At 61.8% G+C, this 17637-nt stretch carries 19 protein-coding genes; 13 read left to right on the top strand and 6 right to left on the bottom strand.

Features of this window, described 5'->3' with window-relative positions; translation table 11 throughout:
• The first annotated feature begins 3 nt into the window (after positions 1–3).
• A complete protein-coding gene (locus tag ED661_RS03715; protein WP_122072601.1) occupies positions 4–3405 on the top strand; it encodes an efflux RND transporter permease subunit in 3402 nt (1133 codons plus the stop codon).
• A 21-nt stretch (positions 3406–3426) separates the two neighbouring features.
• Here the strand turns inward: ED661_RS03715 and ED661_RS03710 are convergent, their stop codons facing one another.
• Positions 3427–3861 carry an NUDIX hydrolase gene (locus ED661_RS03710; protein ID WP_122072600.1) on the bottom strand — a complete coding sequence of 145 codons (435 nt, stop codon included), beginning with the start codon at positions 3859–3861 and terminating at the stop codon, positions 3427–3429.
• Between the two features lie 18 nt (positions 3862–3879).
• Positions 3880–4767 (bottom strand): protein-disulfide reductase DsbD domain-containing protein, encoded by an 888-nt coding sequence (locus ED661_RS03705; RefSeq protein ID WP_122072696.1) that lies wholly within the window; start codon positions 4765–4767, stop codon positions 3880–3882.
• A gap of 159 nt (positions 4768–4926) precedes the next feature.
• Between ED661_RS03705 and ED661_RS03700 the strand changes: the two genes are divergently transcribed.
• Positions 4927–5484, top strand: a complete 558-nt coding sequence (locus ED661_RS03700) for a YqgE/AlgH family protein (RefSeq protein WP_122072599.1) — start codon at positions 4927–4929, stop codon at positions 5482–5484.
• Positions 5485–5498: 14 nt separating this feature from the next.
• Here ED661_RS03700 and ED661_RS03695 read toward each other — a convergent pair whose 3' ends face one another.
• On the bottom strand, positions 5499–6494 hold the full coding sequence (locus ED661_RS03695) for an L-threonylcarbamoyladenylate synthase (RefSeq protein WP_122072598.1): 996 nt from the start codon (positions 6492–6494) through the stop codon (positions 5499–5501).
• Between the two features lie 152 nt (positions 6495–6646).
• On the opposite strand from ED661_RS03695, the gene ED661_RS03690 reads away from it, so the two are divergent.
• The 6 genes from ED661_RS03690 to ED661_RS03665 all read left to right on the top strand — a co-directional run bounded on the left by ED661_RS03690 (position 6647) and on the right by ED661_RS03665 (position 11499).
• Entirely contained in the window at positions 6647–8350 is a 1704-nt protein-coding gene (locus ED661_RS03690) for an acyl-CoA dehydrogenase (RefSeq protein ID WP_122072597.1), read from the top strand.
• A gap of 2 nt (positions 8351–8352) precedes the next feature.
• The gene (locus ED661_RS03685) at positions 8353–9399 is read left to right on the top strand and encodes an MBL fold metallo-hydrolase (RefSeq protein ID WP_122072596.1); all 1047 of its coding nucleotides are present in this window, start codon (positions 8353–8355) and stop codon (positions 9397–9399) included.
• 49 nt (positions 9400–9448) lie between these two features.
• The gene (locus tag ED661_RS03680; protein WP_122072595.1) at positions 9449–9898 is read left to right on the top strand and encodes a DUF6173 family protein; all 450 of its coding nucleotides are present in this window, start codon (positions 9449–9451) and stop codon (positions 9896–9898) included.
• Positions 9899–9933: 35 nt separating this feature from the next.
• Positions 9934–10548, top strand: coding sequence for a hypothetical protein (locus ED661_RS03675; RefSeq protein ID WP_254054761.1), 615 nt, complete (start codon positions 9934–9936; stop codon positions 10546–10548).
• 132 nt (positions 10549–10680) lie between these two features.
• Entirely contained in the window at positions 10681–10815 is a 135-nt protein-coding gene (locus tag ED661_RS03670) for an aa3-type cytochrome c oxidase subunit IV (protein WP_122072594.1), read from the top strand.
• Positions 10816–10872: 57 nt separating this feature from the next.
• A complete protein-coding gene (locus ED661_RS03665) occupies positions 10873–11499 on the top strand; it encodes a hypothetical protein (protein ID WP_122072694.1) in 627 nt (208 codons plus the stop codon).
• A gap of 52 nt (positions 11500–11551) precedes the next feature.
• Here ED661_RS03665 and ED661_RS03660 read toward each other — a convergent pair whose 3' ends face one another.
• On the bottom strand, positions 11552–11881 hold the full coding sequence (locus tag ED661_RS03660) for an AzlD domain-containing protein (RefSeq protein ID WP_122072593.1): 330 nt from the start codon (positions 11879–11881) through the stop codon (positions 11552–11554).
• Positions 11878–12618, bottom strand: coding sequence for an AzlC family ABC transporter permease (locus ED661_RS03655; RefSeq protein ID WP_122072592.1), 741 nt, complete (start codon positions 12616–12618; stop codon positions 11878–11880). The genes ED661_RS03660 and ED661_RS03655 overlap by 4 nt, the downstream gene beginning before the upstream one ends.
• Before the next feature lie 55 nt (positions 12619–12673).
• Between ED661_RS03655 and fdhD the strand changes: the two genes are divergently transcribed.
• The 5 genes from fdhD (at position 12674) to glp (ending at position 16381) form a co-directional block, all read left to right on the top strand.
• The gene (fdhD, locus tag ED661_RS03650) at positions 12674–13567 is read left to right on the top strand and encodes a formate dehydrogenase accessory sulfurtransferase FdhD (protein WP_371412389.1); all 894 of its coding nucleotides are present in this window, start codon (positions 12674–12676) and stop codon (positions 13565–13567) included.
• Between the two features lie 67 nt (positions 13568–13634).
• The gene (locus tag ED661_RS03645; protein ID WP_122072590.1) at positions 13635–13973 is read left to right on the top strand and encodes a hypothetical protein; all 339 of its coding nucleotides are present in this window, start codon (positions 13635–13637) and stop codon (positions 13971–13973) included.
• Positions 13974–14609 (top strand): molybdenum cofactor guanylyltransferase MobA, encoded by a 636-nt coding sequence (mobA, locus tag ED661_RS03640; RefSeq protein ID WP_122072589.1) that lies wholly within the window; start codon positions 13974–13976, stop codon positions 14607–14609.
• Positions 14606–15097: a molybdopterin-guanine dinucleotide biosynthesis protein B gene (gene mobB, locus ED661_RS03635; protein ID WP_122072588.1), complete on the top strand. Its 492-nt coding sequence runs from the start codon at positions 14606–14608 to the stop codon at positions 15095–15097. The genes mobA and mobB overlap by 4 nt, the downstream gene beginning before the upstream one ends.
• A 27-nt stretch (positions 15098–15124) precedes the next feature.
• Positions 15125–16381, top strand: a complete 1257-nt coding sequence (gene glp, locus ED661_RS03630; RefSeq protein ID WP_122072587.1) for a gephyrin-like molybdotransferase Glp — start codon at positions 15125–15127, stop codon at positions 16379–16381.
• 148 nt (positions 16382–16529) lie between these two features.
• Here the strand turns inward: glp and ED661_RS03625 are convergent, their stop codons facing one another.
• Entirely contained in the window at positions 16530–17594 is a 1065-nt protein-coding gene (locus ED661_RS03625; RefSeq protein ID WP_122072586.1) for a hypothetical protein, read from the bottom strand.
• Between the last annotated feature and the right edge of the window lie 43 nt (positions 17595–17637).

Raw genomic sequence — 17637 nt, 5'->3', positions numbered from 1 at the left:
TCCATGCGTGATCTCTCTCGCCCGGCTGGTGGCCTGCTAAGCTATTTCACCCGCCACCGCACCGCCGCCAACCTGTTGTTGCTGGTGCTTTTGCTGCTGGGTACAGCGGCAATCCCAAAGATGCGGGCGCAGTTCTTTCCCGATGTCATTGTTGAGTCCGTAACCGTCAGTGTCACCTGGGATGGGGCCGGCCCTGAGGATGTCGACGGGGCCATTGTGCAGGTGCTGGAGCCCTCGCTTTTGGCAGTGGACGGGGTCGAGGAAAGTGCGGCCTCGTCGCGTGAAGGCAGCGCCTCGATCGTGCTGGATTTTGAACCCGGCTGGGATATGGCGCTGGCCGCAGATGATGTGCAATCGGCGGTGGACGCCATCACAACCCTGCCAGAAGAGGCTGATGATCCCACGGTGCGGCGGGGCGCCTGGCGTGATCGGGTGACGGATGTGGTGATTTCGGGGCCATTGGCACCGGAACAGCTGGGCCTTTTTGCCGATGAGCTGGTGGTGCGCCTCTTTGAGGTTGGCGTCACCCGCACCACCATTCGCGGCTTTGCTGCACCACAAACCCTGGTCGAGGTGCCCTCTTACAGCCTGATCACCCATGACATCACCATGAGCGATATCGCCAGCGCCATCGCGGCCGAGGTCGATGCAGATCCGGCCGGGGATGTGACGGGTGCCAATACGCGGGTGCGCACGGGGCGCGAAAAGCGCAGCCCGGAAGAGATCGAAGGCATCGTGCTGCGCACCGAAGCCGATGGCTCGGTGCTGACCATTGGCGATCTGGCGCAGGTCACGCGCGAAGGCGTGGATCGCAACCGCTCCTACTTTGTCGGGGAAAACCCGGCCATGTCGATCCGGGTAGACCGCTCGGATCTGGGCAATGCCATTGCCATTCAGGCCCAGGTGCAGGAGGTGGTCGATGCGTTGCAAGTCACCCTGCCGCAGGGCGTCAAAGCCGAGCTCATACGCACCCGCGCCGAGCGGATCTCTGACCGGTTGGATATCCTGATCGACAATGGGTTGATGGGGCTAGGGCTGGTGCTGGCCCTGCTGTTTTTGTTCCTCAATACCCGCATCGCCTTTTGGGTGGCGGCGGGCATTCCGGCGGCGATGTTTGCCGCCGTGGCGCTGATGTATGCCGCCGGGATTACCATCAATATGATCAGCCTTTTTGGTCTGATCATTACCCTTGGCATCGTGGTGGATGACGCCATCGTGGTGGGCGAGCACGCCGATTTCCGGGTGCGCCGCCTAGGCGAGACCCCGATGCAGGCGGCGGAAAATGCTGCCCGTCGCATGGCGATGCCGGTTTTTGCCGCCACGCTGACCACCATCATTGCCTTCTTTGGGCTGACGGCGATCGGCGGGCGCTTTGGCGATTTGATCCGCGATATTCCCTTCACGGTGATTGCGGTGCTGGCGGCCTCGCTGATGGAGTGCTTTTTGATCCTGCCGCATCACATGGCCCATGCGCTGACCCATGCGCAAAAGGATCACTGGTATGACTGGCCCAATCGCATCGTCAACCGCGGATTTCGCTGGTGCCGGGACCATCTGTTCCGTCCGCTGATGTCGCTGGTGGTACAGGCGCGCTATGTGGTGCTGGCGGGGGCCTTGACCATTCTGGCCAGCCAGATGGCACTGTTCATTGGCGGCGATGTGAAATGGCGGTTCTTCAACGCGCCGGAACGTGGCTCTGTCACCGGTAACTTTGCCATGGCCGAAGGCGCCACCCGCGCCGACACCCTGATGATGATGGCGGAGATGCAGCGCGCAACCGCCGCCACCGGCGCCTCTTTTGCAGAGCGCTACGAAGACATCAATCCGGTGGATTTTGTCATCGCTGAGGTCGGCGGCAATGCTGGGCGCGGCATGTCCGGGGTGGATGCCAAGGATAAGGATCTGTTGGGCGGCATCTCGATCGAGCTGATCGACGCGGATCTGCGGCCTGACTATTCCAGCTTTGCCTTTGTGGCGGAGCTGCAGGAAGAGGTGCAGAACCACCCGCTGGTCGAATCCGTCAGCTTTCGCAGCTGGCGCTCTGGCCCCGGTGGTGATGCGCTGGATGTGCAATTCTACGGTGCCGATGTTCAGGTGCTCAAAGGCGCCTCCGAGGATCTGAAGAACGCCCTGCTGCGCTACCCCGAGGTGTCCGCAGTGGAGGACAACCTCGCCTATGACAAAGAAGAGGTGGTGCTGGAGCTGACCCCACAGGGGCAGTCGCTGAACTTTACCATCGACACCCTGGGGCGGGCGCTGCGCGCGCGGCTGAATGGTATTGAGGCGGCGACCTATCCCGATGGGCCGCGCAGCGCCGAAATCCGGGTGGAACTGCCCCGCAATGAGCTGTCGGCGGATTTTCTGGAGCGCACCCTGATGCGCAGCCCTGGCGGTATCTATGTGCCGCTGTCCGATATCGTCTCGGTCAGTCAGCGTACCGGGTTTTCCACCGTGCGGCGGGAAAACGGCATTCGCCTGATCAGCGTCACCGGCGATATCTCAGAGGATGATCCAACCCGCGCCGCCGACATCGGCAAGGCGCTGGAGGAAGAAATCCTGCCGGATATTGCCAGCCGTCGACAGGTGGAATGGCGCCTGAGTGGCCTTAGCGAGCAGGAAGACAAGTTTCTCAACGATGCGCGCACCGGGCTGATCCTCTGTCTGGCGGGAATTTATCTGGTGCTGGCCTGGATCTTTGGCAGCTGGACCCGGCCCATTGTGGTCATGGCGATCATTCCCTTCGGTCTGGTGGGGACCATCTGGGGGCATTATCTGTGGGAGGTGCCGCTGAGCATGTTCACGGTGATCGGTCTGTTGGGGATGACGGGGATCATCATCAATGATTCCATCGTTCTGGTGACCACAATCGACGAATATGCCGAGACCCGTGGACTGGTGCCATCAATCATTGACGGGGCGGCGGATCGGTTGCGGCCGGTGATGCTGACCACCCTGACCACAGTGCTGGGGCTGGCACCTTTGATGTATGAAAGCTCGCAACAGGCGCAGTTCCTGAAACCAACGGTGATTACGCTGGTCTATGGCCTGGGTTTTGGCATGTTTCTGGTGCTTTTGGTGGTGCCCGCCTTGGTAGCGATCCAACAAGATGCGGCGCGACCCGTGACCGCCCTGCGCCGGGCGCTGCGCGGCGGGGGTAATCCCTTGCGTTGGTTGGTTCTGGGCACCGGGGTGCTGCAACTGGGCTGGTTGGGTGTCAGTCTCGGTTGGGCGATGGCCACCGGTGCGTTGCACCCTATTTTGCGCAGTACAGTGCCGGCGCTGGCCGGGCTGGACCCGGTGCGGGCCGGGCTATTGCTGGCGCTGGGCGGTATCGCAGTGTTGTCACTGCTGGCCTATCTGATCTCGGCCACGGTCTTTGCTCTGCGGCGAGGCCGGGCGGCCTAGGGTTCCCAGCGTGAGCTTGGCCTAGGTCATCTTGCGCTGTGCCAGACGGGCCACCTCGGCGACCTGATCGATCAGCTCCAACCCCCGGTTTTCGAGCTCATCAACCGGCAGCCAGCAGGCCTGCTGCGCATCATCATCAGGCACTGGGGTGCCGCTCTCATAGGCACAGAGCACTGCCGTGAGCAGATATTGTTTTTGTATCTCGCCTGCCTCATTCCGCAGCAGGACGTCGATATTGGTCAGGTAGTTCAGCGGGCGGGCAATGACACTGGTTTCCTCAAACAGTTCGCGGGTAGCAGCCTGCATGGCAGTCTCACCCAGCTCAACATGGCCGCCGGGAAACCCCCACCAGCCCAGATTGGGCTCGGTTTTGCGTTGGATCAGAATCACCTGCCCCTGATGGTAGACAACGGCAATCGCTCCCAGAACGGGGCGGGCGGGTTGGATCAAAGACATTTGCGCGCGACCTCGTGCTTATCCGGCGGTGCAGCCGGATATATCCACCGCATGTTTTTGCCCCAACACGGTGATCCGCAATTGCGAGCGGTCCACCGCAGGCAGGGCGCCTGCGCGGGCGGGCAGCAGCTCGGACTTGGCCACCAGGGTGCGCCCGCTGCGCGAGGTGGTGGTTGCCCCGGCATACACATGGGGAGAGCCGGATTCGATTACAGCAACTTCGGTGCCGCCGGCGCTGGGCATGGTGATGCGGGCTTCGACTTCGATGCCGTATCTGGTTGGCCTCAGGCGGCAGGTGCTGGCCGAGACCCCGGCCTCGCGGGCGGAATAGGGGCGGCTGGCCAGCGCGGCGACAATGGTCGGATTGCGCCCGGCATCAGAATCAAGCTGGTGGTCAAAGGAGAGCTCGGAGGGCACGCAGACATCCTTGCAGATGCCCAGCTCCATCCGCCCTTTCAGGCGCACCGGGCGGCCCGGTTTTTCGGGGGTGATGCGGATCGGCAGCACCAGCTGGTCATGATAGCCGATGGTCTGATAGCCAGAGGTCGAGAAGACCTCTGGTGCGGGCCAGGTCATCGACATTTCACCCACATTGCGCGAGCCACGCCAGGTGAAACGGGGCGGAATGCCGGCCTCGCCAGGGGCGCGCCAATAGGTCTTCCACCCCCCCTGAAGGGTCAGGCGCAGCGCCCCGGTATAGGTCCCGTCCGGGGCAATGCCGCCGTCTAGGATCTCGACCTGAACCAATTCATCCGTCGTCGCTGGCAGGGCGCTTTGGGCGCTGACTGCCATTGGGGCGAAACCTGCGGCGAGGCTCGCAACAGCGGCAGCCAGCAGGTTGCGCAGGCCGCGAGCTGGTTTTGCTGGGGCGAGTGTCGGATCGGGACGGGGGCTATATTCGCTCATGAGAATATAAATGGTCTGTTGCGGGGCAATTGCCAAGTCACGATCTGGTTAAATGCTGAACTGCGCTGTTGTGACCGGATCCTTCACAGGCCCTTGCACCTTGGAGAGCACAGCGGCATGCTGGAAAAATGCAGTAGGTGCCAAGGGAAAGGGCAGGATATGGATCTCACCGGGACATTACTGATCGCGATGCCGGGCATTGGCGATCCTCGGTTTGAACACTCGGTTGTTTTCCTTTGCTCGCATAGCGACGAGGGCGCCATGGGGCTGATTATCAACAAGGTCGCCCCCGAAGTGCAACTGAGCAATCTGCTCGACCAGTTGGAGATCCCGGTGGCTGAAGAGGGCCGAGGCGCAGAGGCGATCCGCTTTGGCGGGCCGGTGGAGACCCAGCGTGGCTTTGTGCTGCACTCAAAGGACTATGAATCCAGCATCAATGCCCTGGTGGTGCCGCCTGGCTATGGCATGACTGCCACTCTGGATATTCTGGAGGATATTGCTCAGGGAAGCGGTCCCGAAAAGCTGCTGATCATGCTTGGCTATGCGGGATGGGGACCGGGGCAGCTGGAGGCAGAGATCATTGCCAATGGCTGGCTCACCGCCGAGAGCACGGATGCGCTGATCTTTGACACCGCAGATAGTGAGAAATGGGGCGCGGCGCTTGGCTCTTTGGGGATTGATCCCCTGTCGCTCTCGGCCAGCGCGGGCACGGCCTGAAGGCGCGTAAGTCTTTATTCCTGATTGCAGGGGGCGGCGTCGCGCGGCGCCGCGGCACGGCGCAGCCGGTCATTTATGGCAACACCCAGGCCGGTTTCGGGGATTGGGGCCACGGCGATGGGCAGTCCCAGGGCGTCCAGTCGGTGGAGGTGGCCAAAGAGATTGGCAGCGGCCTCTCCCAGATCGCCTGTGTCGGACAGGGTGAGATCATCGGCGCGGGCGCCACGGTGCGGGCCAAATCCCAGGTAGCATTCGCCCGCGCGTGCTTCTGTTGCATTGAGCCGCACCCGCTCCTGTGGCGCGTAATGGGACAGGAGCTGGCCGGGCGCTGTCAGGGGATCGTGGAGGTCGCGACCCCTCAGAGGCTGGCCCAGAACCGCCTCGATCTGCTCAGCCGCCAAGCCGCCAGGGCGCAGCAGCTGGGGGGCCTCTCCTGCCAGGCCGACAATGGTGGATTCCACTCCTACTGTGCAGGGGCCATCCGCAACCACAGCGGCGATACGCCCAGCAAGCCCTGCCATGACGTGATCCGCCGTGGTGGGGCTGATCCGGCCCGAAGGGTTGGCCGAGGGGGCCGCCACCGGGCCGCCCAGTTCCGCCAGCAGGTTCTGCGCCGTGGGATGCGCCGGAACCCGCAGGGCCAGAGTATTGAGCCCTGCTGTCACCAGTTCAGAGATGCCGTGGCCCGGTTTCAGCGGCAGCACCAGCGTCAGCGGACCAGGCCAGAAGGCGCGAGCAAGGCACTCGGCCCAGGCGTTCCAGATGACGTAGCGTTTTGCGGCCTCAACCGAGGCGACATGCGCAATCAGCGGATTGAAACTGGGGCGTCCCTTGGCGGCATAGATCGCCGCAACTGCATCGCCACGGCGCGCATCGGCACCCAGCCCATAGACGGTCTCGGTTGGGAAAGAGACCAGATCGCCCTGGCGCAGCAGCTGCGCCGCACGGGCAATCCCGTCGGGCGAAGCATCCAGCACTTGCGTTGCATTTTGGGCGGTATCTTGAGACATTTCGGTGACGCGGCGTTTTGGTTGATTGCAAGGGGGCGGAGGTTAGGTAATCGGTCAGCTACCTGATAGATAGCGCAACAGACATACCGGGCACGTCTGGCAATGCCAAGCCTGCGCCCGCGATTATCCCCAAGGCCGCCAAGAGGACGCCCATGACCTTCCGTGCCCCCGTATCCGAATATGAATTCCTGCTCAGCACCGTTATCGGCTTTGACCAGATCGCCCAGACTGACCGGTTCAGCGAGGCGAGCAGTGATCTGGTCACGGCCATCCTGACCGAGGCGGGCAAACTGTGTGACGAGGTCATGGCGCCGCTGCAACGCGGTGGTGATCTGCAGCCGGCAAAGCTGGAGAACGGCGTGGTGCGGACTTCGCCCGGTTTTGGTGAAGGGTTCAAGGCCATCGCCGAGGGCGGTTGGATTGGCATGAGCGCTGCGCCTGAACATGGCGGCATGGGGCTGCCGATGACCCTGACGGCGGCGGTGAACGAGATGATGTCGGGCGCCTGCCTGTCGCTGCAGCTGGCGCCGTTGATGAGCCAGGGCCAGATCGAGGCGCTGGAACATCATGCCAGTGATGCACTGAAAGAGATGTATCTGCCCAAGCTGATCTCAGGTGAATGGACTGGCACCATGAACCTGACCGAACCGCAGGCGGGCTCTGATGTGGGGGCGCTCAGCTCCAAGGCGGAACCCAATGGTGATGGTAGTTTTGCGGTCACCGGCCAGAAGATCTTTATCTCCTGGGGCGACAATGATTTTGGCGGCAACATCTGCCATCTGGTACTGGCACGGTTGCCGGACGGAGTGCCGGGCACCAAAGGCATCTCGCTGTTCCTGGTGCCCAAATACCTGCCCAACGCCGATGGCAGCCTGGGAGCGGCCAATACACTGGGCGTGGTCAGCCTGGAGCATAAGATGGGCCTGCACGGCAGCCCGACCTGTGTGATGCAGTTTGACGGTGCAACAGGCTGGCTGGTTGGCCCCGAGCATGGCGGCATGGCGGCGATGTTCACCATGATGAACAATGCGCGGCTGGGCGTGGGGGGGCAGGGCGTTGGCGCTGGCGAAGGGGCCTATCAGCAGGCCATGGCCTACGCGCTGGAGCGCAAACAGGGCAAGACGCCCTCGGGCTCAATCGCGGATCACGCCGATGTGCGCCGGATGCTGATGGAGATGAAGGCCGATACCTATGCCTCGCGCGCCATCATGCTGGCCTGCGCCCATGCCATCGATATGGGCAATGCCACAGATGAGGCAGACTGGAAGGCGCGGGCTGCCTTTCTCACCCCGATCTCCAAGGCATTTGGCACCGATACCGGCATCCGGGTGGCGGATCTGGGCATTCAGGTGCATGGCGGTATGGGCTTTATCGAGGAAAGCGGCGCAGCGCAGTTCCTGCGCGATGTGCGGGTGACCTCGATCTATGAGGGCACCAATGGCATCCAGGCGATGGATCTGGTGGCCCGCAAAATGATGGATGGCGGCGATATGGCCCATCGCATCATTGATGAAATCGAAGCTCAGGCCGAGGGCGCCCGGGCCACCCATCCCAATATGGGAGAGGCCGTCTGGCAGGCCTGCGAGAGCTTGCGTGAAACCACCGAATGGCTGGTGGAGCAGGAGGATCTGCAGGATCGATTTGCCGGGGCCGTGCCCTATTTGCGCGCCTTTGCCCGGGTTCTGGGCGGGCATTACCACCTCTCGGCGGCCATCGCCGACAAGGGTGGCCCGCGGGAAAAACTGGCGCGGTTCTACATCAAACGCCTGTTGCCGGAACATGCAGGTCTGCTGACCCATGTGCAGGAAGGTGCCGCAAGCACCATGGCGCTCACTCTTGAAGAATTGGCAGGCTGATCATGGCAAGTGTCCCCGAAGTCGGCCCCCGCACCCCCTGGACCGAACCACCCGCGCTGGGCGAAGCGATCGAGGTCGCCGAGGGGGTTCTCTGGATGCGGCAACCGCTGCCGATGAAGCTGGATCACGTCAATATCTATGCCCTGGACGAGGGCGATAGCTGGACAGTGATCGACACCGGGTTCAACACCCGTAAAAGCCGCGAAATCTGGGAGAGCCTGATGGCGGGTCCCCTGAAGGGCAAGCCGGTATCGCGCGTTGTTGGCACCCATCATCACCCCGATCACATCGGTCTGGCGGGCTGGCTCCAGTCGGAACATGGCGCCGAGCTGGTCACCAGCCGCACCGCCTGGCTTTTTGCCCGGATGCTGACGCTGGATGTGCAAGAGGTCTGGCCCGCCGAGACCCTGGCCTATTACCGCTCTGCGGGCATGGATGCAGAGATCTATGACAAACGGGTGGCGGACCGGCCGTTCAACTTCTCCGATATGGTCTATCCGATGCCGCTGGGCTTTACCCGGGTGCAGCAGGGCGATGTCTTTCGCATGGGCGGGCGCGATTGGGACGTGCATATGGGCAATGGTCACGCGCCAGAGCATGCCACCTTCTGGAGCCGCGATGACAATCTCGTGATCACCGGCGATCAGATTCTCGCCTCGATCAGTCCCAATATCGGGGTCTATGCCACCGAACCCATGGCCGATCCCTTGGGCGAATGGCTGGAAGCCTGTGAGCGTCTGGCCCCCTTGGCGCGGGCGGATCACCTGGCCTTGGGCGGACATAAGCTGCCCTTTACCCGGTTGCCGCTGCGCATGCGGCAGCTGATCGACAACCATCACGGGGCGCTGGATCGGCTGATGAACCATCTGGAAACGCCCAAGACGGCGGCGGATTGTTTTGCGCCGCTGTTCAAGCGTAAGATCGGTGAGGGTGAATATGGGCTTGCACTGGTCGAGGCCGTGGCCCATGTCAATCATCTGTACCGCACAGATCGCGTCAGCCGTGTCAAACGCGAGGACGGGGCCTGGCTGTACCAGAGCAAGGAATAAGCGCCGGGGCAGCTCTCCGGCCTAAAAATGGCAGGGGGAGTGAGTGGCCATGGACAATAAGATTTCAACCAGCGCCGAGGCAGTCGAGGCGGCGGCAATGCCCTGCGTGCATGAGGTGCATGCGGATCCGGAGGCAACAAACGGCCTCACCGAGGTGCCGGAGCCTTTGCAGAAAACCGATGACGCCAAAAGCCAGGCGCGCTGGGCCTATGAGCGGCTGATCCTCTATATCCAGAACTTTGAAAAGCAGCTGGATGGTGAGCATGAGGTCGCGATGGGCTTTGTGGGTGGCGATGCAGGTGTGCTGCGGATCGAAGGCATGGGCTACTACGACCCGGATATCGTGACCTTCTACGGCACCGATGGTGGTGGCAGCAAAACCCAGCTGGTGCAGCATGTCAGCCAGATGAATGTGATGCTCCGCGCCCTTCCCAAGCCGCGTGAAGAAGTCCCCGCCAATCGCATCGGCTTTCGCCTCGCCAGCGATCTGGGGACCTGAACCACCGCGGGGCTATCCTACACAAAGGGCCAGATGTGCCTGATCTGATGCCAAAACTCTGCACCGTCGCTTGGGCCCTGATCGGGACCGGGGGGCGGTGTTTGCTTTTCCTGGGCCTGCTCTTGGCAGCGCCCCATGGGGGCAAGGCAGAAGAGGCGCAGATGGGACGCCTGTCGCAATGGGCCCGCGCGCTGGAGCTGAGGACCCATGCTGTGTTGCTGGAGCGGATCGCTGATCTGGCTGAAACCCCAAGTGAGTTTACCTCGGATGGCTGCAGCGGCGGGCTTTCGGAAAGCTGGCGGCAGGTGGCAGGCTATTGGCCGGGGTTTGCCGCGCGCTACAGCCAGGCGCCGCCCTTTGAACCCTGCTGTGTCACGCATGACAGGGCCTATCACGATATCACCGGCGCCCGCAGTGCCATGGCCAGCTATGACGCCCGGCTGGCAGCGGATCAAGCGCTGCGCCTCTGTGTGCAGCAAATGGCCCAAGAGCAGGGTGCGGAACTGGCCCAGGTCTACGGCGTCAGCACAGAGGTGCTGCAGCAGGCCTTTTGGCGTCTGTCACAGGCGATGTTCTATGCAGTGCGATTCGGAGGGGAACCCTGCTCGGGATTGCCCTGGCGCTGGGGCTATGGCTATCCAAACTGCTGAAGTCCCGGCAAAGACGCGACCGATAGGCCGCAGCTGTGGGTTTTTGCCCCCCTGCGCGGCAATGACGTGGTGACAGGCAATTTGAAATCCAGTATTCAGCACAAAACACCTACGCGAATAGAAAGATCCGTTATGGCTGAACATAAACACGGCACCATGGACTCCAAAGTTCAAGAAGACACCTACGCAGGCTTCATCACCTTCACCACGCGCTCCGCCATCTTCCTGGTGATCCTGGCGCTGTTCCTTGCTGTTTTTGCAACCTGATCCTTGCACATGACTTTTGGTAAGCTGTTTGGGCGCACCGCGCCGGGCCGTATCGCTATGCGTACGGCTCTTTTTGCGTGCTGTGTTACGCTTGCGGGCTGCGAAGCCCAGAAAAAGCCCAATGCTGATGCGAAGACCCTTGCGGCAGCCCGATATGTGCATAGCGGCGCACCGGCGCTGACGCTTTATACCATGGTCAACAACCGGACCGGATCTGGTGGGCATACCTCGCTGATGATCAATGCCTCCGAGCGGATCATTTTTGACCCTGCGGGGTCGTTTTATGCCGATGTGGTGCCAGAGCGGAATGACGTGTTGTTTGGCATCACGCCTGGAGTGGTGCTAGCCTATCGCGGTGCCCATGCCCGCAGCACCCACCATGTGGTGATGCAGCGTCTCGAGGTGACCCCTGCACAGGCGCAGCTGGCCTATGAGCTGGCGATTACCAATGGTCGGGTCCCTGGCGCCTACTGCGCCAATTCAACCTCCTCCATCCTGAGCCAGATCCCAGGGCTTGAGGGGCTGAAGACCACGTTTTACCCGGTAAAACTGTCGGAACAGTTTGGCGCTTTGCCTGGTGTGGTCACTACCAAGTACTATGAAGATGACGACGCCGATCTGCAAAAAGCCCTGGCAGAAGGCAATGTGGTCCTGAACTACGAGACCACGTCGGCTGAGGAATAAAGGTCTACAGCGGCTGAGCCTGGGAAACCGGCTCGGCCCTTCTTGTTTCCTCTCAGCCGAGCAAGAACAGCAATAAAAACCCGCAAACGCCGCTCAGCAGTGCCCAGAGCACATTGCGGGTGAGATACCCAACCGCAAAGGTCAGCGCCGCCACGGCCAGATGGGGCAGGCTGGTCTCTCCGCCTGTTGGCGAGGGCCAGACCACCAGGGGCGTGACCAATGCCGGCAGGATGGCCACCGCCGTGTAGCGCAGGTGCCGCATCAGCCAGTCCGGCATTTTCCGCCCGCCCATGAACCCAATAAAGGCAAAACGCAGGGCAAAACTGCCCAAGGCCATGCCAATGATCACGATCCAGAGGCTGGTTTGGTCAAACGTGTTCATGGCGCGGTCTCCTGCTCGGCATTGCTGCGCGCGGCAGCTCGCTCCAGCCAGAGTTCAGTCTGTGCGCCCGCCATCATTCCCGCCAGCCCGGCGACGATCAGGCCGAGGTTATGCGGCATCAGCGTGGCCGGCAGCGAGGCAACAATGGCAACAAAACAGGCGACCATGTGGGCAGGTGTGCGCAGCATCGGTCCGATCATCGCCAGAAAGGCCAGCGGCAGCACAAAATCCAACCCCCAGCTTGCCGGGATCTGAGCGCCAACCCAGGCACCGATCACCGTTGCAATCATCCAACTGGGGGCAATCACCGAGGTGGTGCCAAAGAAATAGGCCATGCGCTGGGATGTGGTCATCTCGGGCTCGTCTTCGAACTTTACGATCGATAGCGCATAGGATTGATCCACGGTCATATAGGCGGCACAGGCGCGCTGCCACATGGGCGCATCCCCAAGATAGGGCGTCAGCGAGGCCGAATACATTCCCATCCTCAGGTTCACCGCCAGCGCCGAGGTGAGCACGATCAACAGCGGCGTGTTCTCCTGCAGTAGTTGCAGGGCGGTGAACTGGGCAGCGCCAGCAAATACCGCCAGGGAGAAAGCCAGGGCTTCAAGGACATTTAGTCCCGCTTCGGCTGCAAGAACGCCAAAAAGCAGGCCAAAAGGACTGGCCACAAGCAGAAAAGGCAGACTGTCGATCAAGCCTCTCAGAAAGAGGGATTTCGTGGTGGTGATTGCCATGCGCGCGTCCTAGATTGACTGCCAAACAGCTAGGCAGCTTACAGAGGTTTTGCAATTGGTAAAAAAATCTGACCTCACAGAAATTCTGGCGGAGTATCTGATTGCGCCTGATCCAGGCCGCGCAGGGCTGACCCGCCCGGTGCAGGGCCGGGACGAGCACGGCATACTTGTGGATCTGTCGGTGGTCGAAGAACGCCCGCTGACCATCTATCTGAACCGGCAGGAAATTGTCACCGCCATGACCATTGGCGACTACCCCGAATATCTGGCGCTTGGCTTCCTGCGCAATCAGGGCATGCTGCTGCCCGATGATGTGGTCACGCGGGTGGATTTTGACGAAGAGCTGGAAACCGTTGTCGTGCGCACAGCCGTTGAAACCAGCCATGAGGAAAAGCTGCAGAAAAAGACCCGCACCTCAGGCTGTGCAGTGGGCACCGTCTTTGGCGATATGATGGAGGGGCTGGAGGATGTGCAGCTGCCTGCCACCCCGGTCAAGACTTCCTGGCTCTATGCGCTGGCACATAAGATCAACCGTACACCCTCGCTCTACCTTGAGGCCGGGGCGATACATGGCACGGTGCTCTGTCATAAGGATCGCCCGCTGGTCTATATGGAGGACGTGGGCCGCCACAACGCGGTGGACAAGATCGCCGGCTGGATGTTGTCAGAGGGCGTCTCAGCCTCGGACAAGATCTTGTATACCACGGGGCGGATGACCTCTGAGATGGTGATCAAAACCGCAATGATGGGCATACCCGTCCTGGCCTCGCGCTCGGGTTTCACCGCCTGGGGGGTCGAGATCGCCCAACAGGTTGGCCTCACCCTGATTGGGCGCATGAAGGGGCAGCGGTTTACCTGCTTGTCCGGCGACGAGCGGTTGGAGCGGGACGTCGACCCAAAAACAGTGCCGCAGGAAGAGAAGAAGCATCGCCGGAAGGGGGAGGGGTGAGCAGAGTGAGGACGTCTTTCTTTTTGGCAAAGCGAACCCGCCGACTCGGGCGCTGGACGGCTGCGCAATGAGCAACCTCGCCTCTTTCTATTTTGGTTCACTTTCGCTGGTAGTACTTTCTTTCTTGGCTATGTTTCTGTGTTGGAGACCGATTGCCCAACAGCTTGGGGTCTCCTTTCTTGACGGATCCGTCTCGGGCCGCGTGATCTTTCGGGGCATCAATGGTGGCAGTTCTTTGCTGCAACGCAATGTGCGGCGATGCCGTTTGGTATTTCTTGGCATCTACGTAGCCTATTTTGGCATGGTTTTTGTCTTCCTGGGATTGGAAGGGTTCCTGTTTTTGTCGAGCTTTTTTGCACTCTCTTTTCTGTTGACGCGTCCATACGACGTCATAGGAGATCAATAAATGACCAAACCTCTCGGTGTAATCCTCGCAGGTGGCCTCGCCACCCGCATGGGCGGCGGCGACAAGGGGCTGCTTCAGATCGGTGGCCACAGCCTGCTGGAGCGGGTGCGGGACAGGCTGGCACCGCAGGTTTCCGGCCTGGCGCTCAACGCCAACGGCGATGCGGCGCGCTTTGCCGATCTGGGCCTGCCGGTGGTGGCCGACAGTATCGAAGGTTTTGCCGGTCCTCTTGCCGGGGTGCTGGCCGGGCTCGACTGGGCGGCTGAACAGGGCGCTGACAGCATCGTTACCGCCGCCGCCGATACGCCGTTCTTCCCGACGAATCTGGTGGCGCAGCTGGTTGCAGCCTCCGACGGGCAGAAATATCCGCTGGTGCTGGCCACCACACCACGTACTGGCGAAGAACTGAAATCCGGCGGCCGCAGCAAGGTCAACCGCCACCCCACCTTTGGCCTCTGGCCCGTGGCGCTGCGGGATGATCTGCGCCGCGCGCTCCAGGATGGTTTGCGCAAGGTGGTGATCTGGACTGATCAGCATCAGGGCCGCGAAGCCCTGTTCGAGGCCACCCCCTTTGATCCCTTTTTCAACGTCAACACGCCCGAGGATCTGCAACGGGCGGAGGAGCTGCTCAGATGAATCTCTACGGTGTCACGGGCTGGAAGAACTGCGGTAAAACCGGGCTGATGGAACGTCTGGTGGCAGAGTTCACCGAACGCGGCTTGACGGTCTCAACCATCAAACATGCCCATCACAGCACGGATGTGGATCAACAGGGCACCGACAGCCACCGCCACCGTATGGCGGGCGCCTCCGAGGTGGTGCTGGCCTCGACCCACCGTATCGCCATCATGCAGGAGCTGCGCGGCGCAGTGGAGCCTCCGCTGTCAGAACTGCTGGCACGGCTTTCTCCCGTCGATCTGGTGCTGGTTGAGGGCTACAAGCGGGAACCCCACCCCAAGATCGAAGCCCACCGGGCCGTCGCAGGCCAGCCCTTGATCGCCCCGCAAGACCCCAATATCCGGGCTCTGGCCAGCGATGTACCGCTGGACCTGGACCGCCCCGTCTTTGATCTGGATGACACAACGGCCATAGCGGATTTTATCGCCGCAGAGCTGATGCTCTAGCCCGTCTTTTGTGAAGGTGAGACCCAAATGCCCTTGACCCCACCACCGCTGCGCAACGATTGTTTCTCCCTGCCGGCCGGCGTCGACTGGACCCCGGTTGATGAGGCCCTGGCCCTGCTGCGTGAGCGGTTGAAGAGAGTTGTCAGCAGTGAGACCCTCTCGCTCTCTGCTGCTCTGGGTCGGGTGCTGGCAAAGGATGTCATTGCCAAACGCTCCAATCCGGCCCTGCCCAACACGGCGGTTGATGGCTATGGGTTTGCCGGATCCATAGCAGAGGGCGCACATGTCATGCCTTTGGTAAAGGGCCGCGCCGCCGCCGGACTGGCCTATGAGGGCACAGTGCCTGCAGGGCAGGCCATCCGCATCCTCACGGGCGCAGCTCTGCCAGCCGGGGTGGAAACAGTGATCCTCGAAGAGGACGTAACCCTGGGCAAGGGCGAAATCGCCTTTCGCGGCCCACTCAAGCAGGGCGCCAATACCCGTAAGGCAGGTGAAGATTTTAACACGGGCGAAGCAATCTTGACCGCTGGCCGGGTCATCACCCCGGCGGATCTGGCCCTGGCAGCTGCCGCCGGTATTGACGCGTTCGAAGTCTATCTGCCGCTGCGGGTTGGGGTTCTTTCTACGGGGGATGAGCTCTGCGAGGTTGGTGAAATGGCAGCCCCCGGACAGATCTATGATGCGAACCGGCCCATGCTGCTGGCCCTGCTGCGGCAGATGGGGTTTGTCCCGGTGGACCTTGGCCGGGTCGCTGATGATCGCGCGACCCTGCGCGCCCGGCTGGACAAGGCGGCATTCGAGGTGGATGTGATCCTCACCAGTGGAGGCGCTTCGGCAGGGGACGAAGACCATGTTTCGGCACTGCTGCGCGAAAGCGGTGCCCTGCAGGAATGGCGCATTGCGCTGAAACCAGGGCGCCCGCTGGCCCTGGCGCTCTGGAACGGCGTGCCGATTTTTGGCCTGCCAGGAAACCCGGTGGCGGCCTTGGTTTGTACGCTGATCTTCGCCCGCCCGGCCATGGGGCAGATGGCAGGCGCCAACTGGCAAGAACCCCTGGGGTTTGACCTGCCAGCCGCTTTTGCGAAGCGCAAAAAAACGGGTCGACGCGAATATCTGCGTGCGCGGATCCGCGACGGTCAGGTTGAGGTGTTCAAATCAGAAGGGTCCGCGCGTATTTCTGGTCTCAGCTGGGCCGAAGGCCTTGTGGAGCTGGGCGACGGTGCATTGGAGATCATTCCTGGCCATCCAGTGCGCTTCATCCCCTACGACAGTTTCCGGTTGTAGAGGAGCCTGATGCGAGGCTCTGCCTCGCGCTCCGGGATATTTAGAGCCAAATGAAGAGAGGGTTAGATTTCATTTGGCCCAAAATATCCTGGGGGTGAGCGCCTGTGGCGCGAGGGGGCAAAGCCCCCTTTGTAGATTGGCGGGAGAGCTAGTCGAAAGTTCCCGCAACCCGCCCCAACAGCATGAAGGCGCGCGCGGTACGGGTATCTCCCAGGGCAGTGATCTCTCCGTCACTGGCCTCGGTTTCGAACTCGGCAAACATCTTGTCAAACCGGCGCAAGAAATGATGCGCCGCATCGCGGAAAATTGGATCCTGCTTCATCCGCGCCGAGGTCAGCGCCAGCGAGGTGCGATCACGCACTCCGCCTAATGCGGCCACAGCACGGCCACGGGTGCCCTGGGCAAATTGCCGCCAGATCTCGGGACGAGCCATGTCAGGGCGCAGATCATCCATATAGATGCCGTCCTGGCTCAGCAGGGTCAGCACATCCTGTGCCGCCTGCACCACCTGGGCTGCCTTACGGTCCTTGAGCGCAGCACGCAGGGCAGTGAACCCATCTTCGTCTTCTGCGGTCTCGGGGAAGTTCAGCGCCCGGATGAACTGCTCTGCGGGCAGAGGTGCGGCCATATCCTCGGCAGAGGTGCCAAGCGCCAGACTGCCCTGATCTTCGGTTGCCAGTTTGGTGGCTTCTGCCGGGATGGCGGGGCGGGCCGGAGCGTGGCGGCTGCTCTGGAAGGTGGCCAGGGCGGTTTCGGTCTTGCGGGCAGCCTCGGCGATTTCTTCCAGTTTCTGACTCACCGTTGGCTCACCTGCGGCCTGGGTCTGTTGCACATGGGTGAGGTAGCTATGGCGCAGGCTGTCGATCGCTGCCTGCAGGCGTTGGCTTTCACTGCGCATCACCCGGGCCGAGCGCAGCGCCGAGGTGCCCACCCAAATCATCACCAGAGGCATCACAATGGCCAGTACCGTCAGTACGGTTGGCGTCCAGTGGGCAATGCCCTGGTCCGCCGGGGCCAATAGGAATAGTGTCAGCACCACCAATAGCCAAAGCGCCGAGAGCAGGATCGCCACCATTTCGGCACTGCCCATTCCGGCATCCGACGGGCTGGAACTCACTTGGCCTGACGTCGCTTGGCCAGGGTGAGACTGCGCTGATTTGATGCCCTGCCCGGCAAGCGGGGACGGGCGTTTGGAGGCATCCTGGGCAGTCATAGGCAGGCTCGCAATCCGAAGCTGGAACTAAATTCTAGTGCGT

The sequence above is a fragment of the Pseudophaeobacter sp. EL27 genome (genome assembly GCF_900313025.1).
Classification (GTDB): domain Bacteria; phylum Pseudomonadota; class Alphaproteobacteria; order Rhodobacterales; family Rhodobacteraceae; genus Pseudophaeobacter.
This window is presented reverse-complemented; position numbering and strand designations above follow the sequence as displayed.